Origin of the sequence: Rhodococcus sp. IEGM 1370, from assembly GCF_033142325.1 — a bacterium.
Lineage (GTDB): Bacteria > Actinomycetota > Actinomycetes > Mycobacteriales > Mycobacteriaceae > Rhodococcoides.
Genome location: NZ_JAWLRY010000003.1, coordinates 280,863 through 302,143, shown reverse-complemented (window position 1 = coordinate 302,143; position 21,281 = coordinate 280,863). Strand labels below are relative to the sequence as shown.

Sequence of the window (21,281 nt, the reverse complement as noted above, 5' to 3'; positions counted from 1 at the left end):
TCCACAGAGATACCGTGGGCGACATGACCACGTTCACCGCCGACCTTCCCGAGGGACGGATCTGGCGGTTCGGCTGGATGTTCGGTGCCATCTGGTTGGTGTACCTGATCTATCCGTTGAACGACATCCTCGCTCTGGAATACACGCCGGCGAAGGTTGCCGGGGTCATGACGATCGTTGCCTTCGGTGCCGTGTTCACGTCCACCTTCTGGCGTTTTCGTAACGGACACCGCCGAGGAAAGCCGCTGCCGGTCTCGCAGGCGTGGATCGCGCTCGGAGTCATGATCACGCTGACCGTGTTCATGAGTGTGTGGATCGGAACCACCGCATTCGGCGCGACCGTCTACATCGCAGTACTGGCCATGATGACCCTGCCGGTCAGGCAAGCGTGGGTGTTGGTGTTGGTGATGGTCGCGCTCGTCGAAGCGGTGCCACGCTTCATCTCGTCCTGGGAGCCCGACACCTTCTTCGCATTTCAGCTGCTGATCAGCGCGGCCGCGGCGTGGGGGATCACGCAGGTCTTCCAGCGCAATCACGAATTGGCCGTGGCCAGGCAGCAATTGGCCGACCTGGCCATCGTGGCCGAACGCGAGCGCATGAGCCGGGACGTGCATGACATCCTGGGCCACTCGCTGACCGTCATCACCGTCAAGAGCGAACTGGCGGGCAGGCTCATCGAGATCGACCCCGCCCGCGCGGCCGTCGAGATCGCCGAGTTGGAAACCCTTGCTCGGCAAGCGCTCGCCGATGTGCGCAGTACCGTCGGGGGCATGCGTCAGGTCGACGTCGGATCCGAGTTGGCCAGTGCACGAACGGCTTTGACCGCGGCGGGGATCGAAGCAGATCTGCCCTGCGACGCCGACGTGGTGCCGCTGCGGCATCGAGAACTCTTCGGCTGGGTGCTCCGCGAAGCGGTGACCAACGTGGTTCGACACTCGCGTGCACGGCAGTGCAGGGTGACGCTGACGGCGTCGAGCATCTCCATCGTCGACGACGGGGTGGGACCGGCAGACCAGCAGTCCGGCGGCAATGGTCTGCGCGGTCTCGGTGAACGGGTGACGGCAGCGGGTGGTTCACTGACGATCGCCCGGGTGCCGACCGGTGGGTTCAGGGTGGAGGTACACGGTGAATAGGACGCAGGCGCGATGACCATCAGGTTGTTGTTGGCCGACGATCAGGCCCTGGTGCGCGGCGCACTTGCGGCCCTGCTGGGGCTCGAACACGATCTCGAGGTCGTCGCCGAGGTGGGACGTGGAGACGAGGTTGCCGCCGCCGTTCTCGAACATCGACCCGACGTCGTCCTGCTCGACGTCGAGATGCCCGGCAAGAACGGTATCGAGGTCACCGCCGAACTGGCGCTCGTGGCCCCGCAGTCGAGGGTGCTGATCGTCACCACGTTCGGGCGACCCGGCTACCTGCGACGCGCCATCGATGCGGGTGCGTCGGGTTTCGTGGTCAAGGACACTCCCGCCAAGCAGCTGGCCGACGCCGTTCGGCGCGTACACATGGGGCTTCGCGTCGTCGATCCGACGCTGGCGACCGAAACCCTCACCGATGGCGTCTCTCCACTGACGGCCCGAGAGCAGGAGGTTCTCCGCGCGGCTGCCAGGGGCGGGACCGCTGGGTCCATCGCTGCTCAGGTCCATCTCTCCGAGGGCACGGTGCGCAATCATCTGTCGTCGGCGATCGGAAAGACCGGCACCAGTACCAGGGCCGAGGCGGTCCGGGTGGCCGAGGATCGAGGGTGGCTGTAGGTCGTTCGAGGCGCGCCGTGACGGTTCCGATGCCTGGGCCTGGCAAACTCGAGGAGTGAATTCAACTCTCGACCGAGATTCGTACGGCGATCCGTACGACGACCGGTATGCCCCGGACCCAGGTCCCGAGCGCCTCGGCTTCTTCGGAACGCTCGGACGCTGGACCGGTCGGCTGGTCGCGGGAGTGGTACTGATGTCGTTGGTGCTGGTCGCGGGAACAGCGGTGCGGGTATGGCAGGTGGCGCGCATCGACGACTACTCCAAGGCCGACGCCATCGTCGTACTCGGCGCTGCTCAGTACAGCGGCACACCCTCGACGGTGTTCGAGGCACGACTGTCCCAGGCCGCGTCGCTGTACGAGCAGGGAATCGCCCCCGAGATCGTCACGGTCGGTGGCAAGCAGGAGGGCGACCTGTTCACCGAGGCCGCGTCGGGCCGCAACTATCTGATCGATCAGGGTGTTCCTGCCGACGCCATCATCGCCGTCGAGACCGGCTCGGACACCCTCGAGAGCATCGAGGCGGTGAGCAACACACTGCGTGAGCAGGGCAGTTCGTCGGTGGTGTTGGTCAGCGATCCGTGGCATTCACTACGCACCCGAACCATGGCGCGCGACGCCGGTCTCGATGCCTGGACTTCGCCCACGCGCACCGGGCCCGCGGTCTACACCAGAGAATCCCAGGCACACGGAATCGCCAGGGAGACAGGCGCTCTGCTGTGGTATCAGCTGACCCACTTCACCGCGGACTTCTCCTACACGGCGGGCCAGTAGATGACCGGCACGTACTCGGCGCACGACGTCGAACGATTCGTCACCGAACCCCCGAAGACCGCAGGACTGCGGTCCGGGGCAGACAACGCCTCGCATCGAAGCGCGTTCGCACGTGATCGAGCGCGCGTGTTGCATTGCGCCGCGTTGCGCAGGCTCGCCGACAAGACTCAGGTCACCGGTCCTCGAGACGGAGACACCCCGCGCACACGATTGACGCACTCGCTCGAAGTCGCGCAGATCGGCCGCAGTATCGCCGAGGGGCTCGGCAGCGATCCGGATCTGGTGGACCTCGCCGGGCTGGCGCACGACATCGGCCACCCGCCGTACGGACACAACGGTGAACGCGCCCTCGACGAAGTGGCTCAGGATTGCGGTGGGTTCGAAGGCAACGCGCAGAACCTGCGCATTCTGACCGGGCTCGAGCCGAAGATCCTCGACTCCGACGGCCGCAGCGCAGGACTCAACCTGACCCGGGCGTCGCTCGATGCCGCTACCAAGTACCCATGGATCAGGCCCGCCCCCGGCGCGAAGTTCGGTGCCTACGACGACGACTCCGCCATCTTGGGCTGGGTACGTGACGGCGCTCCGGACAAGCACAAGTGCCTCGAAGCGCAGAGTATGGACTGGTCCGACGACGTGGCGTACTCGGTGCACGACGTCGAGGACGGTGTGATCGACGCCCGCATCGACCTACGGGCGCTGTCCGATCCGATCGAGCGACGCGCCCTCGCCGAACTCGGCGTCTCGGAATTCCGCGGACTCGATGTGGAGGAACTGATCGAGGCCGCAGATCGACTGTCCAGGATGCCCGTCGTGGTCGCGGTCGGACGCTACGACGGCACTCTCGCCGCATCCGTGGCGCTCAAGCACATGACCAGCGAACTGGTAGGCCGCTTCGCCACCGCCGCCATCGAGGGCACCCACGAGAAGTACGGCACTGCGCCGCTGAGCCGATACGACGCCGATCTGGTGGTGCCGTCGATCGTCGGCTCGGAAGTTGCACTGCTCAAGACGATGGCGTTGCGGTACGTGATGTCCGATGCCGGACACAAGATCCGTCAGGAGCGCCAACGCGACCGGATCCACCGCGTCGCCGAGTGGTTGATGCGCTCTGCTCCTGGCGAACTGGACCCCATTCTGGTGCCCGCGTGGCAGCGGGCCGACAGCGATGCGGAACGGACTCGTGTGGTCGTCGACCAGATCGCCTCGTACACCGAAAGTCGACTCGAACTGATCGACAAGCGGTCACTCGGAGCTCAGGCCAGCTGGGGCTGATCGCTCCGCCGACCGAATGTGGGTAGGTCCGGATCGGGACTAGACTGCCCTTCGTGGCCGGCCGAATTCCTGAACGCGACATCGCCGCCATTCGCGAACGCACACGGATCGAGGACATAGTCGGCGACTACGTCTCGCTCAAGCGCGCGGGCGGCGACTCCATGAAGGGGCTGTGCCCCTTCCACGACGAGAAATCCCCGTCGTTCCATGTTCGCCCCAATCACGGTCACTATCACTGCTTCGGCTGCGGCGAGGGCGGTGACGCCTACTCCTTCCTGCAGAAGATCGAGCACATCTCGTTCGTCGAGGCCGTCGAGCAACTGGCCGACCGCCTTAACTATTCGATCTCCTACGAGGGCGGAGGCCCGTCGGTTCAGCGCGACCGCGGCACCCGTGCGCGACTGATCGCCGCCAACGCAGCAGCGCAGGAGTTCTACGCGGGCAGGCTCAGTGGCCCCGACGCACAGGCCGCGCGGGATTACCTGACCGAACGCAACTTCGACGGACACGCTGCCCTTGCCTACGGCTGTGGGTACGCACCCGACGGCTGGGACACCCTCACCAAACACCTGCTGGGCAAGGGGTTCGAGGCCAAGGAGATCGTCGACGCGGGGCTGGCGACACCCGGCAAGCGCGGAACGCCCATCGACCGCTTCCGGCGCCGGTTGGTGTGGCCCATTCGCAGCCAGAGCGGCGACGTCATCGGCTTCGGTGCGCGCAAGTTGTTCGACGACGACACGATGCCGGGTAAGTACATCAACACCCCGGAAACCATGCTGTACAAGAAGTCTCAGGTGTTGTTCGGCCTCGATCTGGCGCGCAAGGAAATCGCGAAGTCCCATCAAGCCGTCATCGTGGAGGGCTACACCGACGTGATGGCGATGCATCTGGCAGGCGTCAAGACTGCGGTGGCGTCCTGTGGAACCGCATTCGGCGAGGACCACCTGGCGATGCTGCGTCGACTGATGATGGACGACAGCTACTTTCGCGGGGAAGTGATCTACACCTTCGACGGCGACGAAGCCGGCCAGGCCGCCGCGATGAAGGCGTTCGAGGGTGATCAGAAGATCGCGGGTCAGACGTTCGTAGCCGTGGCCCCGGACGGAATGGACCCGTGCGACCTACGACTGAAGTCCGGCGACAACGCCGTTCGCGATCTGGTCGCCAGGCGTACCCCGATGTTCGCCTTCGTGGTCAAATCACTTCTGCGAGAACATGATCTGGATACGCCTGAGGGTCGCGTCGAGGCACTGAAGCGAACCGTCCCGGTGGTTGCCCGCATCAAGGACGCGTCGTTGCGGGACGAGTACGCCCGGCAGTTGGCCGGGTGGACCGGCTGGGACGACACCGCGATGGTGCTCGCCCGAGTGCGCGACGAGGCGAAGAAGGGTGCCAGGGGCGACACGAGCGGCAAACGTGTCCCGTTCGAGAAGCGTCAGGCCGCTCCGGCACCGGTCCCTACGGGTCCTCCGCGTCCCAATCCCACCGATCCGACACTGTGGCCGCAGCGAGAAGCGCTCAAGGCGGTGCTGCAGATGCCTGCCGTGGCAGGCACGGTGTTCGATTCACTGCCGCCGGAGAGCTTCCACCATCCGGCGTATTCGGCCGTCCGCGACGCGGTGGCCGCTGCCGGCGGCACCGCTGCAGGCCTGGGCGGAGGGGAGTGGGTCGACGCCGTGGCCAAACAGGCCAAGGACGCCGTTGTCGTGTCGTTGGTCACCGAGTTGGCCGTCGACCCGATGCGCGTGGCCGACGACGCCCTCACCCGCTACATCTCGGGCGTACTCGCACGGCTGCAGGAGGTGTGGGTCGGCCAACAGGTGGCCGAACTGAAATCGAAACTGCAGCGCATGTCACCGGTGGAGAAGCCCGACGACTACAACGCGTTGTTCGGCGACCTCATCGCCCTCGAACAGTACCGCCGCAGTCTGCTCGAGCTCGCCGTCGGAAGTGTGGCCGAGGTCGGTTAGCGCCGCAGCTGATCGCGGGGAACGAAGACCTGGGTCTCGTCGTCGATCGGCTGCATCGGCTCGAGCCGCGGTTGCGTGTTCAGGGAATCGGACAGCTTCTGACGGCCGACCTCGATCGCCTTCTTGGTGGCGGGGCTCGACGCAACGGCGTTCGCAGTCTTGCGAATCTGCTCGTACCGGCCCCGTCCTGCCTTGGCGCCGAGCACATAAGCAGCTCCAGCCGCCAGTACCAAACGAATCATCAGTAGGTCCTTCCCTAGAGCGTGCGGCTGTTCTTCCATCTTGCCCGACGAACCTCGAGCAGGGCGATTTGGTACTCGGCAGGGGGTGTGCGCTATTGTTTCCAACGGCTCGCACGAGAGTGTGACGCCGCGAGGTAATCCCCCATAGCTCAATTGGCAGAGCATTCGACTGTTAATCGAAGGGTTCCTGGTTCGAGTCCAGGTGGGGGAGCGCAGTCCCCGTTCGGTTCGCCCGGGCGGGGATTTTTGCTGTCTGGAGTGAGCCGCACGAGGCCCCCGGCACCGCCTGTGAACGTATTGAAACAAGTGGTACCGAGAGTTCGAGTTAGTTAACAGATCGTGACGGTTATTTCTGTATATCGATTGAATGAATCCCTTCGACCGATGCCAGTTTTGTCGGTCTCCCGCGACATACTGAACGAGCGATCCCGGTGGCTCAACAGTGCTATAAAAAGCCGGGTCGGTCGGTTTTAAGGGGCTTCATGAGTTTGAGTTACGCAGCAACAGTTCCACGGCACCTCGTGCATCGGAGGTCGCCGGGCGACGTTCTGTTGACCGATTACGAGACCGTCGAGGGAACCCATCGGGCGGCCGTTCAGTTCCCCACGTCGCATCGCATGTTCGCGCCGGTGCGCCGAACCCACGACTCGTTGATGGTGGCCGAGGCTCTGCGCCAAGCGATCAGCCTCTTCTGCCACGTCAACCACGGGGTGCCACTCGATCACGTGGTGTTCATCGGGCACTCCCGTTTCGAGATCCTGGACCCGCTCTCGGTCGACGACATCGACGATTCGCTTGTCGCAGAGTCGATCACGACCGACGTGACGTTCGAGAACGAGTCGCTGGACAACATGAAGCTGTCTGCCCGACTCCTGAACGGCAGCCACCTCGTCGCGTCGGGGACGGCGTCGGTGCGGACCATCGGACCCGAGGTGTATTCGCAGTTCCGCAAGTCGACCGTGGCCGACCCCCACTTCCGTTTCCTGCCGGCCGGAACCGAGGTGGTCCCGGCGTCCTCCGTCGGCCGTCTCGATCCGTCCGACGTGGTGCTGGCACGGCACACATCCGACGGCACGATCGTCGTCGCGCCGGATCCGCGAAATTTGGCGATGTTCGACCATTCGGTCGAGTATCTGCCGGGAGTGACGATGCTCGAAGCGGCCCGTCAGGCTCTGCGTCTGGCGACCGAAACACCGACGTTGGATTTCACCTCCTGCGAGGTGAGATTCATGGGATTCGCCGAGTGGACCAACCCGTGCACGGTGATCGTCGACACGGACTCCACCGACGGCGTCTTTCGCATTCAGTTCGAGCACGACGGCGAGGTGCTGTCGGCGATGTCCGTCACGGTGACGTCCGAACCGTGGTTGGCCCCTACCGATCGCTCCAGTCGCTAAGGGCGTCTTCGGCGACTGTCATCACGCGCGGGAGGCGTCGGCGCGGCACCACCGAGGGCAGCAACATCTGCCACATCTCGGTCAGCCGCTGCTGTAGATCGGCGCGTCCGGTCAACATCTCCGAGACCGTCTGGACGCCGGTGAACGAGGCGACGATGTACCGACCGAGCGTGTGCGCGTCGATACCGTCGACGATGTCGCCCTCGGCCTGAGCACGTGCGGCCAGATCACCCATCTTGCCGATCCAGTCCTCGAACGCGCGCGCATTGGGGCTGTCGGCGATGGCCGACTCCAGCGTCAACCGCATACCCCCGCGGGCGATGGATTCGGTCTGCAGTTGGCGTCCCAATTCCTTGCTCACCAGGATCAAGGCATCCAATGCCTTCGGCGTCCGCTCCATGATGAGGGCACTCGCGCTCGCCGCCATGGACAGTTGCGCGTCGATAACTGCCTGCGCCAAATCTTCCTTGGACGAGAAATGAAAGTACATCGCGCCTTTGCTGACCCCGGCATGGGCGATGATGGTGCTCAAACTTGCTGTGCCGTAACCGAACTTCTCGAAACTGGCGGCGGCTCCTTGGAGTACGGCCTGCCTGGTGGACGCTGCACGCTCCTGCATCGATAGACAATAACTGTTACCCGGGTTCGCGGCACGACGGCGCGAAGGACTTCTCCCTCCGAATTGATGGCAGGCTGAGGCGATGGTCCACACCAGTGCAGGAATTCTGTTGTATCGCGTCGGTGTCGACGGTCCGCAAGTCCTGATCGCTCACCCCGGAGGACCGTTCTGGGCGCGTAAGGACGACGGGGCCTGGTCCATCGTCAAGGGGCTGATCGCCGATGGTGAAGACCCCTGGACGGCGGCCCGACGAGAATTCCGAGAGGAAGTCGGTGTCGATGTGCCGGCCGGAGAACACATCGAACTCGGCACCGTCAGGCAGCGCGGCGGCAAGATCGTCATCGCGTTCGGCGTCGAGGCCGATCTGGATGTCTCGAATGCGGTGAGCAACACATTCGAGATCGAATGGCCGCCGAAATCCGGTCTCATGAAGTCGTTTCCCGAGGTCGATCGCGTCGAGTGGTTTCCGCTGGCGCAGGCGAGAACGAAACTGCTCGCCTCCCAGCACCCCTTTCTGGACGCGGTGGAGGCGGTTGTCGCAGCACCGTAGTTTCGGTGCGGGTTCCCGGGGTATCCACCGGCCGGAAATGGCGAGGGTCGCGGATGCAGAGTGGGAAACAGATCATGACACCTACGGGTACGGCAGGCGTGACTGCTCACGCGGAGACTGCTCTCGTGGAGACAGTGTGGGGCGGCCGGATAGTGGCATCGGGGTTCGTGGTTCTGGCCACAGGACTGTCGTGGGTCTTCGTCGCGTCGGCAATGATCGGACAGTGACCGAGAATCGGTCGGCCGATACCGCTCGGCGACAACGACGAAGGACAGCACTGTGACCGACAGCATTGCCTCAGCAACACCACCCTCGACGGAGGTGCCCGCACGCGCCTGGAAAGCGCTCGTGGTTCTGCTGCTTGGGATGTTCATGGCGTTGCTGGACACCACCATCGTCAACGTGGCATTGCCGACGATCAGCACCACGTTGGAAGCGTCGGAATCGGTTCTGTCGTGGATCATCTCGGGGTACGCACTTGCCTTCGGATTGGCTCTCATCCCGGCGGGCAAGGTAGGCGACCGCATCGGTCACAAGTGGGTCTTCTTCACCGGTCTGGCACTCTTCACCCTCGCGAGTTTCGCGTGCGGGCTGGCTCAGGATGATCTGCAACTGGTCGTCGCGCGAGTCGTTCAGGGCTTGGCGGGCGGCATGTTCGTTCCCGCCGTCACCGCGTTCATCCAGCTGTTGTTCCCAGGGCCGGTGCGAGGCAAGGCATTCGCCATCATGGGTGCCGTCATCGGAGTGTCGACCGCGCTCGGTCCCATCGCCGGCGGCCTGATCATCCAGGCTTTCGGCGACGAGAACGGCTGGCGGCTCGTGTTCTGGGTCAACCTGCCGATCGGGATCGTCGGTCTCGTCGCTGCTGCAGTGCTACTTCCGGGCAAGACCGATACCGAACCGGCTGCGCGCCCAGGAATCGACTGGCTCGGACTGGTGCTCATCTCCGCGGGTCTCATCGCGCTGCTCGTTCCGCTGATCGAGGGCCAGGAACTGGGCTGGCCCATGTGGACCTACCTGACGATCGCAGCGGGACTCGGTCTGATCGCGTTGTTCGGCTGGTGGGAAGTGATTCGGACGGGCCGCGGACAGAATCCGTTGGTACCACCGCGATTGTTCACCCGTCCGGCCTTCACCGGAGGCGTGATCCTCGCGCTCGTCTACTTCGCTGCCTTCACGAGCATCTTCTTCACCATCTCGCTGCTGTGGCAGACCGGACTCGGCAACACGGCACTGGCATCGGGCCTGGTGTCCATACCCTTCGCGATCGGCAGCATCATCGCCGCCTCGCAGAGCAACAGGCTGACGATCAAACTCGGGCGTACCGTTCTGATACTCGGCGCGTCCCTCGTCTCGATCGGGCTCATCTGGTTGTGGATCATCCTCGCGACCAGCTCCGCCGACACGATCTCGCACTGGACGCTGACGGTGCCACTGTTCATCGCGGGTCTCGGCAACGGTGCGTTCATCGCACCCAACGCGCAGTTCATCGTCGCGACCGTCGATCGCGACGACGCGGGAGCCGCGAGCGGCGTCATTTCCACGATGCAGCGCGTCGGCTCGGCGATCGGCATCGCAGTGATCGGCAGCGTGCTGTTCGGGTCGCTCGAGATCACCGGGCCGGACACCGTCGGGTCGGGCTTTCTGCACGGAGCAGCCATGGCAATGGCTGTCAGCGCGGCGTTCAGTGTGATTGCGCTGGCGTTGGTCTTCGCGCTTCCCAAGAAGGTTCAGGGCGCACACTGAGCGCTGCCGATCAGCCCTTCAGGCCTTTGCTGTGTCGCGCGACCACGGTGGACGCGAGATCGGCGATCTTGACGTTCAGATCCTGGGAAGACTTGCGCAACAACGCGAAAGCCTCGTCGCCGTTCACGTCGTGCAGGGCCATGATCAAGCCGATCGCCTTGCCGATCTCACGGTTGCTCTCGAGGCCGGCGCGCAGCGTCGACGCTTCTTCGCCGTTCATCACGGCGGCGACGGTGATCGAGGTGAAGGCCGTCAGAATGACTGCCTTGTCCACACTGTCCGAGCCGAAAACGCCGGGACGATCGGTGAACAGATTGAGCGCGCCCACCTTCTGTTCGTCGACCTTGAGTCGAAATCCCATCGCGCCTCGTACCGGCGTCCGGTTCAACACACCGCGAGCCATCGCCGGCCACTGGGTGGGAGTGCGGAAGTCGGCTTCGAGCTGGGCTGCCTCGCTGGTGATCGCGTCCAGGCACGGTCCTTCGCCGGTAGCGCGCTCGATATCGTCGACGACACGCGCGATGTCGTCCGAGGCTGCGACCGTGACAGCCTTCCCGTGGCGCATCAACATCAAGCTGGCGTGGTCACAATGCGGGACCAACAGCGTGGCTGCATTGCACAGTGCGGTGTAGACCTCTTCGGCGGTGGTGCCTCGGTACACGATGTCGGCCAGGGCCGCGAACACAGTAGCCGGGTCGGTGGACGGGGCGTCGAACTGTCGGTCGTCGTTCATTGCTTCTCCCGTCGCGTGTGGAACCGTCTCCCCGATAACCGGGCGTAAGTGCTCCTTACCGTACCGCCAGGCGGCTGGGGGTACGAACAGTCGGGTCTCGGCAGTAGCCTCAGGTCGTGAGCGATGCGCAGGAGTCCACCGGGTTCGAGTACGGCCACGACGGACCGAAATCGATCGTGGTGGGCGTCGACGGGTCCGATTCGTCCTGGCGTGCTGCTGCCTATGCGGCAGGGCTCGCCCGTAGGCAGCGGTCGCTGCTGGTGCTGGTGTACGTGCAACCCATTGCGACGGCCTCGTGGGGCCAGGCAGGCATTGCGCTCGTCGAAACCGGTCAAGAGATAGCCGATGAGCTGCTCGACTACATCAGAACGTCGGCTGCCCGGTTCGGGGATCGGGAGCACGTGCGGTGGGAGTTCCGAACCGCACAGGGTGACCCGTACAACGGGCTGCTCGCCGTGGCAGAGCAATTGCGTACCGACGCCGTCGTGGTGGGGGCGTCCGAGACTGCCGGACACCGAATCGCCGGCTCGGTGGCGGTGCGATTGGTCAAAGCGGGACGGTGGCCGGTGACCGTCGTGCCCTGAACGCGGCGAAATCGAGCCGATCTGCGGTCTGCCCTGTAAAAATAGGCAGTCACCTCGTCGGATGCGAGGCGCACGTGGTGCCGTTTTCGGATCCGAGGAGTTCCATGACCGGGCTGTCGCGTAGACAATTCGTAGCGAGAGTGGGGACATTCGCGGCGGTGTGGGGGATCGCACCCCACGTGCTGGGTCAGGCTCTTGCGGCGCACGCCCAGCCCGTGGACGCGGGCGGAACCGGAACTCTCGCGCAGACGATCCTGCGATCCTCGACAGGGCCGGGGAAGTACCGCGTGCTCGGTGCCGGTCCGGGGGAGCCGTACGTCGCACGCCTCGATGTCCTCGGACGAGCGCCGAACCCGTCGAGGGTGCAGTCGCGACGGTCGCTGCTCTACCTCGGGCACCTGTCGGACATGCACGTCATCGACGCCCAATCTCCCGGCCGCATCGAGCCCATGATCGTCTCCGACCATGCCGCATGGGGTTCGGCGTTCCATCCGCAGGACCCGCTGACCGTGCATGTCACCGCGGCGATGGTGAAGGCATTCGCGGACGCGCGGATCAGCCCGGTCACCGGCGCACCGATGGGGGCTGCCGTGGTCACCGGGGACAGTGCCGACATGCATTCGCACCTCGAATTACGCTGGTACATCGACGTTCTCGACGGCGTACCGGTTCGGCCGACGAGTGGGGCCGCGGACATCTTCGAGGGTGTTCAGGCCTGGCCGGAGGCGCAGTGGGCCTACCGACCCGGTGATCCTTCGGGAGGGTCGTTCGGCGATTACGGATTCCCGACGCTTCCCGACCTTCTCACCCAAGCGATGTCGGGAACCGTCGAATCGGTGGGTCTGCCCGTGCCGTGGTACTCGGTCTACGGCAACCACGACACTTTGTTGCTCGGCACCTTCGATCTGTCCTCGCAACTGCACGCGCTCGCCGTCGGGGGCCGCAAGGCGTACACCCTCGAGGCGACGGCCACCTCCGCCCTGGCCGGCTACGCATCGACGGCCAGTCCACTGCAGAGAATGGTCGATGCGCTGGGCGTCGGATCCGGTGCGCGACCGGGGTTTCGCGCGGTGTCGGCCGACCCGGCACGGTACCTGTTCGAGCAACGCGAGTTCATGCAGGAGCACTTCGAGACCACCCCGACACCGGGACCGATCGGACACGGCTTCACCCAGCACAATCTCGACTCCGGTGAGACCTGGTGGGCGGCAGACCCCACCCCGAACATTCGAACGTTCGGACTCGACACCTGCAACGCCGTCGCCGGCCCCGACGGTGCGGTGCCCGAGAATCAATTCGACTGGCTCACCCAGCAATTGGAGAAAGCGCAGGCCGAGCGCAAGCTCGTGCTGATCTACACCCATCACAACAGTCTCACGCTGGAGAACCGAGCGCAGCGTCCGGGAGAATCGGGGAAGCTCTACGGCGCAGACGAATTCATCGATCTGCTGTTGAAGTATCCCGTGGTGATCGGCTGGCTCAACGGCCACACCCATCAGAACCAGATTCTGGCGCATTCGAGCGGCGGACGCGGATTCTGGGAGATCACCACCGCGTCGTGCATCGATTTCCCGCAGCAGCAGCAGGTGGTCGAGATCGTCGACAACCGGGACGGAACTCTGTCGCTGTTCACCACGGTGCTCGATCACGCGTCGCCGATCACACCGGGAAACAGCGGCAGCTACCTGGATCTGGCGTCCCGCAGCCGCGAATTGGCGGCCAACGACTGGGCCGAGAATCCGCTGATGCGTCGAGGGTCGCGCCTGGATCGCAACACCGAGTTGCTATTGCCTGCACCGTTCGATCTGAGTGCCATCACCGACGCCGCGCTCGAGCAACAACACCTGGACGAGCACGCGAGACTGATCGCCTACGAGACGAGGCAGGGCCGATGAACGGAGTGTGCAGGAAGATTCTCCTGGTCGCCGCCGTGGTGGCGTGCGCGGGATGCTCGCAGACCGCTGCGCTCGCGCCGGTCGGCGGGGCCGAACTCGGGGACCTCCGCTACGCAGTGAACGACGTTCTGTTCGAGAAGGGAATCGAGATACTGGTCGCGCCGGTCTGCTCCGGTACCGGAGCAGACATCGAATGTGTCGGGGAGACAACCGACAACGAGGCGATCACCGGTTCCGCCACGTCGGACGACGCGAGCACCGTCGAGGTGAAGGTCGGTACGGAGGTTCTCTACTCGGGGTCTGTGCAGGACGTGCTCGACCGCTATTCGACGGTCGGTGCGCCGTGAGGGGGAGTGCGGTGCTCGCTGCCGTTGTGCTCGTGTCTGCGCTGATTCAGGCGCTGACAGTCCTGGGCGATCCCGTTCCAGAATCCTCCGTGGGGTTCGGTGGGCTGGTTGCGGCGTCTGCCGCGGCACTGGTGGTCGCCCTGTGGATCACCGCATCGACGGCACTCGATGTGGTCGACGGCAACGTCCGCGGTGCGCTGGGTCGGGCATGGCGGCGGCCGCGCGTCCTGGTGTGGTGTGTGGGCTCGACTCTGGTGGCCGTTGCGCTGGCGATTCTGTTCCCGCTGCTTCCGGTCATCGTGATTCTGGTTGTGCTGCTGGTGCTTCCGGCCGTGGCCGACGGGCAACGACATCCGTTCCGCGCTGCGTCGGCTACGGTCCGGCAGTCCCCGGGGCGGTACGCAGTCGCGGCAGTCGTCACGATTGTTGCCTTCGTCCTCGCCTGGGTCGTGGCACTGGTACTGGGTTTCTTCGTCACCGGCGTGGTGGCGGCGTTTCTCACGTGGGTGTGGTTCGGGGCGAATGCTGCTGTACTGCTGGTGTATTGGTCGCGGCTGTACCGAAGAGCAGTGCTGACTTGACCTCGGTCGACGGCACTCAGCCGCGGGCTCGGCGACCGGCCGCGGCCTCCGCGACGACCTGAGTGATTCGACCTACGCGAGTGTCCTCTCGCACGGCGCTGACAATCCACCACAGCATCTGCTTGCGAGCACTGGGCGGAAAGCCGTCCCAATTGCTTCTAGCGCGTGGATCTCTGTCCAGCTCCGTCGCCAACGCGGGTGGTTCCAGCAGGTCTTCGACTTGGTCGGCAATCGTCCACCAGCCGTTGGATTTCGCCGCAGCGATGGCGTGGCGACCCGCGTCGGTCATGAGACCACGGTCTTCCATATCGGCGGCGCGTTTCCGGTTCAGACGGGTCCACTGGCTCTTGGGCCTGCGCGGCGTGAACATCTGCAGGCTGCGCTCGTCGTCGAGGATGCTGCTGGTGGAATCGATCCAACCGAAGCAGATGGCTTCCTCGACGGCATCGGGGTACACGCAGCGGGATCGGTCGAGGGTGTTCCGCCAGGAGCACAGCCACACGCCTCGGGTCGAGCTGTGATTGTCCGCCAGCCAGGTGCGCCACTGTGCTCGAGTTTCGGCGTGAACGATCGGGTAGTCGAACTTCCACGTCGGTGGGTGAACAGATGCTGACCGCGACTCCGACGCAGTCACGTGCTTGCTCGTGGTGTTATCGCGCTGTGGTTGCACATCTCGTCAGTGTGCCCACCCTCGAGGACATCCTGCGTCCGCATTGGCCGATGTTCCGGTATGAACTGCCGAATTCGTGCAACAGTTTTATGGGAAGACCGCTGGAGTGGGGCGGGCGGGGCTCGAACCCGCGACCAATGGATTATGAGTCCACGGCTCTAACCGACTGAGCTACCGCCCCATGCCCGTACCAGGTACGAGCCTGCAGAATCGTACAGAATCGCGTCGCCTCGACGGTGCATCGGGGCAGCTATTTCGCTCGGACCTGCACCGGGACACCGTTGAGGATCGCATTGGCCGAGACGGCGTCGACGCGATTGGGGTCGGTGATGTCGTTGACGCTCGGCCCCTGCACCGTCGTGGCAACGGACAGATGCACTCCGGGGCGCTGATGACCGAACCCGTGCGGCATGCTCACCACGCCCCGCATCATCTTCTCCGACGCCGCTACCTCGATGTCGACGGTTCCGGCGGCGGAGGTGACCGACACCATCGACCCGTCCTCGATACCGCGATGCGCGAGATCCTCCGGATGCGCCAGAAGCTGATGTCGCGCTTTGCCTTTGGTGAGTCGGGCGGTGTTGTGCATCCACGAGTTGTTGCTGCGCAGGTGTCGCCGACCGATCATCAACAATTCGTCGCCGGACGGAACTGCGCTGGAATGCATCAGATCCACCAACGCGGGGAGCTCGGCAACAACGATGTCCTGAATCAGCTGTACTCGCTTGTCCCGAGTCTTCAGCTTCTGCGGGAAGCCGGGACGCAGCGGTCCGAGATCGACACCGTGTGGGTTGGCTCGAAGCTTTCTGAGCGACAGTCCTTTTCGTTGACTGCGGAGCAGGATGTCCAGGGTGCGGGCGGGGGACAGGCGCAGGCGTGCCTCGCTGATCATGCTCTTCGGAGTCACTCGCGACTTCAACCGACCGACCGTCGAACCGGCCATACGGCTCTTGTAGCGCAGCGACAGATCTCGGAAGATCTCCCAATCGTGCTTTGCGTCGGCTTGCTTGGGCAGAACTGCAGGCATGTACTTCGCTGTGTTGTGAACGGCGAAGGAGTTGAAGATCAGGTCGTAGTGGTCGCGTTCGAGCGACATCGTCGGCGGCAGAATCACGTGTGCGTGACGCGAGGTCTCGTTGATGTAGAAGTCGAACGACACCATGAAATCGAGACCCGCGAACGCGTCGTTCAGGGTGGTGCCGCCGGGCATCGACAACACCGGATTGCCGGACAGGACCGCCATCGCGCGGATCTGGTCCTTGCCCTCGGTGGTGATCTCGTCGACGAGCGTCGAACAGGGGTATTCGCCGGCGAACTCGGGCAAATTGCGAACGCGGCTGCGCCACTTGTCGAAATGGCCGCGGCCGACGATGCCCTGCTTGATCAGATCGATCGCGGGATCGGTCACCATGGCACCGCCCGGGCGATCGAGATTGCCGGTGATGATGTTCAGTACCTGAATTGCCCACTGGCACACCGTGCCGAACTGCTGGGTCGAGACCCCCATTCGGCCGTACGCCACCGCGGACTTCGCCGAGGCGAAATCGCGCGCCAGAGTCGAGATCTCGTCCGCAGAAATACCGACGACCGGAGCGACGGATTCCGGCGTGAACTCGGCGACGAGATCTGCGAGTCGATCGGCCCCGTCGATGTAGTCGGCCACCCGTACCTTGCCGTCGGCCACGATCGTGTGAATCATCGCGAGCAGCAGCAGTGCGTCGCTGCCGGGCCGAACGAAGAAGTGTGTGTCCGCGATATCGGCGGTCTCGGTCTTGCGCGGATCGACAACGACCAGGCGGCCGCCCCGTTTGCGCAGTGCCCGCGCCCTCTTGGCGAAATCGGGCACGGTCATCATGCTGCCGTTCGAGGCCATCGGATTGCCGCCGAGGACGAGGAAGAAGTCGGTTCGATCGATGTCCGGGATCGGCAGTAGCAACTGATGCCCGTAGAGAAGATGGTCGACGAGCTGGTGCGGCAACTGATCCAGGGAGGTGGCGGAGTATCGGTTGCGCGTGCGCAGCAGCGAGGTGAACGGAATGCCGTGGGTCATCGCGCCCATCGAGTGGACGTTGGGATTCCCCTGATAGATCCCGACCGCGTTGCGGCCGTACTTCTCACGCGTCGAGATCAAACCGTCGATCACGAGGTCGTATGCCTCGTCCCAGCCGATCTTCTCCCATTTCTCACCCACACGTTTGACCGGCGTGGTGAGCCGATCGGTATCGGCGTGCAGATCGATCAGCGACAGCGCCTTGGGGCAGATGTGGCCGCGTGAGAGCGGATCCTTCTCGTCACCGCGAATCGAGACCACCGCGTCGTTCTCCACCGTGAACTCGAGCCCACAGATCGCCTCGCACAGATTGCACGATCCATACACAACCGACATCGCATTCCTCCCACTCATGTGCTGCGAGCGTAGCCCGGCGGGGGACCGGGGCACCGTCGTCGACCGACAATTAGGCTCGTGAGTCGTGACCACCCTCGATCTCACGGCCTCCTGGCCCGTCGACCATGTCAGTGCAGCAGTCGTCACCGACTCCGGAGTTCGTGAGGAGGTCGGGGACACCGATCGCGTCTACGAGCTGGCCTCGGTCACCAAGCTGCTCAGTGCGTACGCAGTTCTCGTCGCCGTCGAGGAAGGTGCGGTGGAGCTCGATCAGCCTGCAGGACCGGAAGGGGCGACGGTTCGACACCTCCTGGCACACGCGTCGGGACTGGCGTTCGGTGACCGCACAGTGCAGGCACCGGCCGGTACCAAGCGGATCTACTCGAGCGCCGGGTTCGAGGTGCTGGCCGAGCTGATCGAAACCGAGGCAGGCATTGCTTTCCCCGACTACTTGGACGAGGCCGTGTGTCGGCCGCTGCAGATGACGAACACGTCGTTGCCGGGATCGGCGGGTCACGGGGCCAGCTCGACCCTCGCCGATTTGACGAGGTTCGCCGCCGAACTGTTGGCACCGACGCTGCTGGCGTCGCAGACACTGGCGTCGGCGATTGAAGTGCAGTTTCCCGGCCTGAACGGGATCGTGCCCGGATACGGATCGCACAAGCCGTGCGACTGGGGACTCGGGTTCGAGCTGCGCGACGGCAAGAGCCCGCACTGGACCGGGAGCGCCAACTCGTCGGCCACGTTCGGCCACTTCGGTCAGGCCGGAACGTTCCTGTGGGTGGATCCGGCAGTACGGACCGCGTGTGTGGTGTTGACCGATCGAGCCTTCGGAGACTGGGCGAAACCGCTGTGGCCGGAGCTCTCCGACGCCGTGCTGGCCGGGTGAAACTCCATCGTTCACAGATTGCACTGGCGCAACAGGGGCAACTCGGGGCACACTAGTACACAGACGCATTGATTCACTGCAGCCAGCCGAAGCATGTCGAGGTCGTTGGGGAAGACGTCCCTCGTCGAAGCTGGAGGTAGTGCAATGCGTGGATCGAACCAATTCGCAGAAGCGACGTCGGGTGTTGTGTACATCCACTCGTCGCCCGCTGCGTTGTGCCCGCATGTCGAATGGGCGTTGACCGACGCCCTCGATTGCCGTGCGAACTTGAAGTGGTCTGCGCAGCCCGCCTCCGATGGGCAGCTGCGCGCCACCACCGACTGGGTCGGCCCCGTCGGCACCGGAGCAAAGCTGGCCGGCATCCTGCGCTCGTGGCAGATGCTGCGGTTCGAGGTGACCGAGGACGCCAGCGAGGGCGTGGACGGCGAACGGTTCTCCCACGTGCCCGGTTTGGGGCTGTGGCGCGGAACGACGAGCGCGAACGGTGACGTGATGCTCGGCGAGATGCGGCTGCGCGCCCTGATGGAGAACAATCAGGGCAACTTCACCGCGGCCGTCGAGCAGGCTCTCGGATCGGACTGGGACGCAGCCCTGGAGCCGTACCGAACCGGCGGGGCCGGAGCCGAAGTGACATGGCTGAGTCGCAACGTCGGCTAGGGGTTGCTGGGGGTTCTGGCTCGCGGTAGTTTGCGTCCGTGCCTGGGGTAGGCATGTGGGAACGACCGTGGAGTGGTGAGTTCGATGTTGTCGACCGGAAAAGTGATTCGATTCGACGAGTTCAAGGGGTACGGATTCGTAGCGCCGGACGAGGGCGGCGAGGACGTGTTCATTCACGTCAACGATCTGGACTTCGACAAACGACTGTTGGCACCGGGGGTTCGCGTCGAATACGTTGCCGTCGAGGGCGATCGAGGCCTCAAGGCCACCCAGGTGCAGATCATCGACACTCCCGCGTCGACCGCGCTGGTCACCCGGCGCAAGCCCGACGTGCCGTTCCACGACGTTCCGATCAGCGAACGCGAGCAACTCGAGGACGTCATCTGCGACGTGCTCTCCGAGGCGGACTTCACCGCCGAAGTCACCGAGGCACTCCTGAAAGCCAACGGAACTGTCACCGCAGCGCAGATCCTCGACATCCGATCGGCGATGCTGCGACTGGCTCACGACCACAAGTGGATCGAGAGCTGACGCTGTAGTTCGCCCGTCCGTTGTGCGGCCCGTTCGGTTGCGGATGAATGTGGCTTTGTTGCACTCGGAGCGACTCGGAGTCGCATTGATCCCAACCGGGGCGTGGGGTGACACCACCCGAGGCGGCGGGGCACCCCGTGACGATCAGAGCGGAATGTTCTTGTGGTTGCCGCGTGCCGCAGGAGCGGCCGCGAGAGCCTTGGCGACGGTGCTGCGGGTCTTGCTCGGCTCGATGACCTCGTCGACGACACCGATGGCCACGGCGCGCTCGACGCCACCGGCGATGCTTTCGTGCTCGACGGTGAGGCGATCGTGCAATGCCTCACGCTCCTCCTCGGGAGCGGCTGCGAGTGCCTTCTTGTGCAGGATGCCGACGGCGGCCTTCGCGCCCATCACGGCGACCTCGGAGCCGGGCCAGGCGTAGACCGCGGTGGCACCGAGTGCACGAGCGTTCATGGCGATGTACGCGCCGCCGTAGATCTTGCGGGTCACCAGGGTGACGCGGGGGACCTTGGCTTCGGCGAAGGCGTGCAACAGCTTTGCTCCGCGACGGACGACGCCCTCCCATTCCATGCTGACGCCGGGGAGGTATCCGGGGACGTCGACGACCACGATCAGTGGGATGCCGAATGCGTCGCACAGTCGCACGAATCGGGCTGCCTTCTCGGCGCTTTCGGAGTTGAGACAACCGCCGAGACGAATGGGGTTGTTGGCGATGACGCCGACGGTGCGGCCGCTGATCCGTCCGAGGCCGATGACGATGCTGCGGGCCCAGCCGCCCTGGAACTCCTCGAAGGTCGATTCCCCTTCGACGTTGTCCAGCAGCTCGTGGACGATCGGGTGCACATCGTATGCGCGACGGTTGGATTCGGGCATCAGAGCCCGAAGGTCGGTATCTCCGTGCTCGGCGGCGGCGATGTCGAATTCGCCCTGCTCGCAGAACATGGACACCAGACGGCGGGCGCGGGTGAACGCGTCCATCTCGCTGTCGGCGACGATGTGGCACACGCCGGACTTCTTGTGGTGGGTGTCGGGGCCGCCGAGCGAGGCCATGTCGACCTGCTCACCGGTGACGCTGCGGACGACATCGGGACCGGTGACGAACACGCGTCCCTCGGGAGCCATGATGACGACGTCGGTCAACGCAGGACCGTAGGCGGCGCCGCCGGCTGCGAAGCCGAGGACGACGGAAACTTGGGGGACGAGGCCGGACGCTCGGACCATGGCCTCGAAGACGAGTCCGACGGCATGGAGAGCTTCGACGCCCTCGGCGAGGCGAGCGCCGCCGGAATGCCAGACGCCGACGATCGGAGCGCGCTGCTCGATGGCCGTGTCGATGGCGGCGACGATGTGCTTGCAGCCGTCGACTCCCATGGCACCGCCCATGACGGTGGCGTCGGAGCAATACGCGATGGTGTGGACGCCGTCGATCTCGCCGGACGCTGCGAGGATGCCGGACTTGTCCCGATCGTGCAGGGGCACAGTGGTTCCGGCGTCGAACAGATTCTCGAGGCGGGCGAGTGGATCGCGGGGATCGGTGGAGGTACCGGATCGTGTGACGGGGGCCAGAATGGTCATCGCTTGTCCTTCTTCAGGGCCCCTGGGGGGCGAGGCCCGAACCGGGGCCGTTCACTGGGAACGGCCCCAGCCCGGATCATGCACTGCGAGAGCGGGATTCGCTGA

At 64.7% G+C, this 21,281-nt stretch carries 22 protein-coding genes and 2 tRNA genes; 17 read left to right on the top strand and 7 right to left on the bottom strand.

Features of this window, described 5'->3' with window-relative positions; genetic code table 11:
* Positions 1-23: 23 nt before the first annotated feature.
* From R4P47_RS07790 to dnaG, 5 genes are read left to right on the top strand one after another with little or no spacing between them, the layout of a single operon-like run.
* Positions 24-1,133, top strand: a complete 1,110-nt coding sequence (locus tag R4P47_RS07790) for a sensor histidine kinase (RefSeq protein WP_269593813.1) — start codon at positions 24-26, stop codon at positions 1,131-1,133.
* A gap of 12 nt (positions 1,134-1,145) precedes the next feature.
* A complete protein-coding gene (locus R4P47_RS07785) occupies positions 1,146-1,754 on the top strand; it encodes a response regulator transcription factor (RefSeq protein ID WP_317548634.1) in 609 nt (202 codons plus the stop codon).
* 55 nt (positions 1,755-1,809) lie between these two features.
* Positions 1,810-2,526, top strand: coding sequence for a YdcF family protein (locus R4P47_RS07780; protein WP_149406190.1), 717 nt, complete (start codon positions 1,810-1,812; stop codon positions 2,524-2,526).
* Positions 2,527-3,801 (top strand): deoxyguanosinetriphosphate triphosphohydrolase, encoded by a 1,275-nt coding sequence (locus R4P47_RS07775; RefSeq protein ID WP_317548633.1) that lies wholly within the window; start codon positions 2,527-2,529, stop codon positions 3,799-3,801.
* 53 nt (positions 3,802-3,854) lie between these two features.
* On the top strand, positions 3,855-5,771 hold the full coding sequence (gene dnaG, locus R4P47_RS07770; RefSeq protein ID WP_317548632.1) for a DNA primase: 1,917 nt from the start codon (positions 3,855-3,857) through the stop codon (positions 5,769-5,771).
* On the opposite strand, the gene R4P47_RS07765 is transcribed toward dnaG, so the two are convergent.
* On the bottom strand, positions 5,768-6,013 hold the full coding sequence (locus tag R4P47_RS07765; RefSeq protein ID WP_068052299.1) for a hypothetical protein: 246 nt from the start codon (positions 6,011-6,013) through the stop codon (positions 5,768-5,770). The genes dnaG and R4P47_RS07765 overlap by 4 nt on opposite strands.
* A 138-nt stretch (positions 6,014-6,151) precedes the next feature.
* Here R4P47_RS07765 and R4P47_RS07760 point away from each other — a divergent pair.
* Positions 6,152-6,224 (top strand) — tRNA-Asn (locus R4P47_RS07760).
* Positions 6,225-6,495: 271 nt separating this feature from the next.
* A complete protein-coding gene (locus R4P47_RS07755) occupies positions 6,496-7,410 on the top strand; it encodes an AfsA-related hotdog domain-containing protein (protein ID WP_317784425.1) in 915 nt (304 codons plus the stop codon).
* On the opposite strand, the gene R4P47_RS07750 is transcribed toward R4P47_RS07755, so the two are convergent.
* Complete coding sequence (locus R4P47_RS07750) at positions 7,388-8,029, bottom strand: ScbR family autoregulator-binding transcription factor (RefSeq protein WP_317784424.1); 642 nt, start codon at positions 8,027-8,029, stop codon at positions 7,388-7,390. The genes R4P47_RS07755 and R4P47_RS07750 overlap by 23 nt on opposite strands.
* Positions 8,030-8,111: 82 nt before the next feature.
* Here R4P47_RS07750 and R4P47_RS07745 point away from each other — a divergent pair, with 82 nt between their 5' ends.
* From R4P47_RS07745 to R4P47_RS07735, 3 genes are all read left to right on the top strand, one after another.
* On the top strand, positions 8,112-8,579 hold the full coding sequence (locus R4P47_RS07745) for an NUDIX domain-containing protein (protein WP_317784423.1): 468 nt from the start codon (positions 8,112-8,114) through the stop codon (positions 8,577-8,579).
* Positions 8,580-8,653: 74 nt separating this feature from the next.
* Positions 8,654-8,806, top strand: coding sequence for a hypothetical protein (locus R4P47_RS07740; protein WP_156516304.1), 153 nt, complete (start codon positions 8,654-8,656; stop codon positions 8,804-8,806).
* 52 nt (positions 8,807-8,858) lie between these two features.
* Positions 8,859-10,325: a DHA2 family efflux MFS transporter permease subunit gene (locus tag R4P47_RS07735; RefSeq protein ID WP_317784422.1), complete on the top strand. Its 1,467-nt coding sequence runs from the start codon at positions 8,859-8,861 to the stop codon at positions 10,323-10,325.
* 10 nt (positions 10,326-10,335) lie between these two features.
* Here R4P47_RS07735 and R4P47_RS07730 read toward each other — a convergent pair whose 3' ends face one another.
* A complete protein-coding gene (locus R4P47_RS07730) occupies positions 10,336-11,058 on the bottom strand; it encodes a GAF and ANTAR domain-containing protein (protein WP_269593819.1) in 723 nt (240 codons plus the stop codon).
* Between the two features lie 116 nt (positions 11,059-11,174).
* Here R4P47_RS07730 and R4P47_RS07725 point away from each other — a divergent pair, with 116 nt between their 5' ends.
* The 4 genes from R4P47_RS07725 (at position 11,175) to R4P47_RS07710 (ending at position 14,465) form a co-directional block, all read left to right on the top strand.
* Complete coding sequence (locus R4P47_RS07725) at positions 11,175-11,642, top strand: universal stress protein (protein WP_317784421.1); 468 nt, start codon at positions 11,175-11,177, stop codon at positions 11,640-11,642.
* A gap of 104 nt (positions 11,643-11,746) precedes the next feature.
* A complete protein-coding gene (locus tag R4P47_RS07720) occupies positions 11,747-13,537 on the top strand; it encodes a TIGR03767 family metallophosphoesterase (RefSeq protein WP_317784420.1) in 1,791 nt (596 codons plus the stop codon).
* Positions 13,534-13,884, top strand: a complete 351-nt coding sequence (locus R4P47_RS07715; RefSeq protein ID WP_317784419.1) for a hypothetical protein — start codon at positions 13,534-13,536, stop codon at positions 13,882-13,884. The genes R4P47_RS07720 and R4P47_RS07715 overlap by 4 nt, the downstream gene beginning before the upstream one ends.
* Before the next feature lie 32 nt (positions 13,885-13,916).
* Positions 13,917-14,465: a hypothetical protein gene (locus R4P47_RS07710; protein ID WP_317784418.1), complete on the top strand. Its 549-nt coding sequence runs from the start codon at positions 13,917-13,919 to the stop codon at positions 14,463-14,465.
* 16 nt (positions 14,466-14,481) lie between these two features.
* On the opposite strand, the gene R4P47_RS07705 is transcribed toward R4P47_RS07710, so the two are convergent.
* The 3 genes from R4P47_RS07705 to R4P47_RS07695 form a co-directional block, all read right to left on the bottom strand.
* Positions 14,482-15,099, bottom strand: coding sequence for a YdeI/OmpD-associated family protein (locus R4P47_RS07705; RefSeq protein ID WP_317784417.1), 618 nt, complete (start codon positions 15,097-15,099; stop codon positions 14,482-14,484).
* Positions 15,100-15,242: 143 nt separating this feature from the next.
* A tRNA-Ile gene (locus tag R4P47_RS07700) sits at positions 15,243-15,316 on the bottom strand.
* Between the two features lie 69 nt (positions 15,317-15,385).
* The gene (locus R4P47_RS07695; RefSeq protein WP_317784416.1) at positions 15,386-17,521 is read right to left on the bottom strand and encodes a molybdopterin-dependent oxidoreductase; all 2,136 of its coding nucleotides are present in this window, start codon (positions 17,519-17,521) and stop codon (positions 15,386-15,388) included.
* 85 nt (positions 17,522-17,606) lie between these two features.
* Here R4P47_RS07695 and R4P47_RS07690 point away from each other — a divergent pair, with 85 nt between their 5' ends.
* From R4P47_RS07690 to R4P47_RS07680, 3 genes are all read left to right on the top strand, one after another.
* The gene (locus R4P47_RS07690; RefSeq protein ID WP_149406179.1) at positions 17,607-18,410 is read left to right on the top strand and encodes a serine hydrolase domain-containing protein; all 804 of its coding nucleotides are present in this window, start codon (positions 17,607-17,609) and stop codon (positions 18,408-18,410) included.
* A gap of 144 nt (positions 18,411-18,554) precedes the next feature.
* Entirely contained in the window at positions 18,555-19,067 is a 513-nt protein-coding gene (locus tag R4P47_RS07685; protein WP_068052258.1) for a DUF3145 domain-containing protein, read from the top strand.
* Positions 19,068-19,151: 84 nt separating this feature from the next.
* Positions 19,152-19,598 carry a cold-shock protein gene (locus R4P47_RS07680; RefSeq protein WP_094688551.1) on the top strand — a complete coding sequence of 149 codons (447 nt, stop codon included), beginning with the start codon at positions 19,152-19,154 and terminating at the stop codon, positions 19,596-19,598.
* Between the two features lie 144 nt (positions 19,599-19,742).
* Here the strand turns inward: R4P47_RS07680 and R4P47_RS07675 are convergent, their stop codons facing one another.
* Positions 19,743-21,176: an acyl-CoA carboxylase subunit beta gene (locus R4P47_RS07675; protein WP_149406178.1), complete on the bottom strand. Its 1,434-nt coding sequence runs from the start codon at positions 21,174-21,176 to the stop codon at positions 19,743-19,745.
* Between the last annotated feature and the right edge of the window lie 105 nt (positions 21,177-21,281).

Excerpts from the sequence above, each read along its gene's own strand:
- R4P47_RS07790 (WP_269593813.1), top strand. The coding sequence starts at position 24 with ATGACCACGTTCACCGCCGACCTTCCCGAGGGACGGATCTGGCGGTTC.
- R4P47_RS07785 (WP_317548634.1), top strand. The coding sequence starts at position 1,146 with ATGACCATCAGGTTGTTGTTGGCCGACGATCAGGCCCTGGTGCGCGGC.
- R4P47_RS07775 (WP_317548633.1), top strand. The coding sequence starts at position 2,527 with ATGACCGGCACGTACTCGGCGCACGACGTCGAACGATTCGTCACCGAA.
- R4P47_RS07765 (WP_068052299.1), bottom strand. The coding sequence starts at position 6,013 with ATGATTCGTTTGGTACTGGCGGCTGGAGCTGCTTATGTGCTCGGCGCC.
- R4P47_RS07755 (WP_317784425.1), top strand. The coding sequence starts at position 6,496 with ATGAGTTTGAGTTACGCAGCAACAGTTCCACGGCACCTCGTGCATCGG.
- R4P47_RS07750 (WP_317784424.1), bottom strand. The coding sequence starts at position 8,029 with ATGCAGGAGCGTGCAGCGTCCACCAGGCAGGCCGTACTCCAAGGAGCC.
- R4P47_RS07745 (WP_317784423.1), top strand. The coding sequence starts at position 8,112 with ATGGTCCACACCAGTGCAGGAATTCTGTTGTATCGCGTCGGTGTCGAC.
- R4P47_RS07740 (WP_156516304.1), top strand. The coding sequence starts at position 8,654 with ATGACACCTACGGGTACGGCAGGCGTGACTGCTCACGCGGAGACTGCT.
- R4P47_RS07730 (WP_269593819.1), bottom strand. The coding sequence starts at position 11,058 with ATGAACGACGACCGACAGTTCGACGCCCCGTCCACCGACCCGGCTACT.
- R4P47_RS07720 (WP_317784420.1), top strand. The coding sequence starts at position 11,747 with ATGACCGGGCTGTCGCGTAGACAATTCGTAGCGAGAGTGGGGACATTC.
- R4P47_RS07715 (WP_317784419.1), top strand. The coding sequence starts at position 13,534 with ATGAACGGAGTGTGCAGGAAGATTCTCCTGGTCGCCGCCGTGGTGGCG.
- R4P47_RS07695 (WP_317784416.1), bottom strand. The coding sequence starts at position 17,521 with ATGTCGGTTGTGTATGGATCGTGCAATCTGTGCGAGGCGATCTGTGGG.
- R4P47_RS07685 (WP_068052258.1), top strand. The coding sequence starts at position 18,555 with ATGCGTGGATCGAACCAATTCGCAGAAGCGACGTCGGGTGTTGTGTAC.
- R4P47_RS07680 (WP_094688551.1), top strand. The coding sequence starts at position 19,152 with ATGTTGTCGACCGGAAAAGTGATTCGATTCGACGAGTTCAAGGGGTAC.
- R4P47_RS07675 (WP_149406178.1), bottom strand. The coding sequence starts at position 21,176 with ATGACCATTCTGGCCCCCGTCACACGATCCGGTACCTCCACCGATCCC.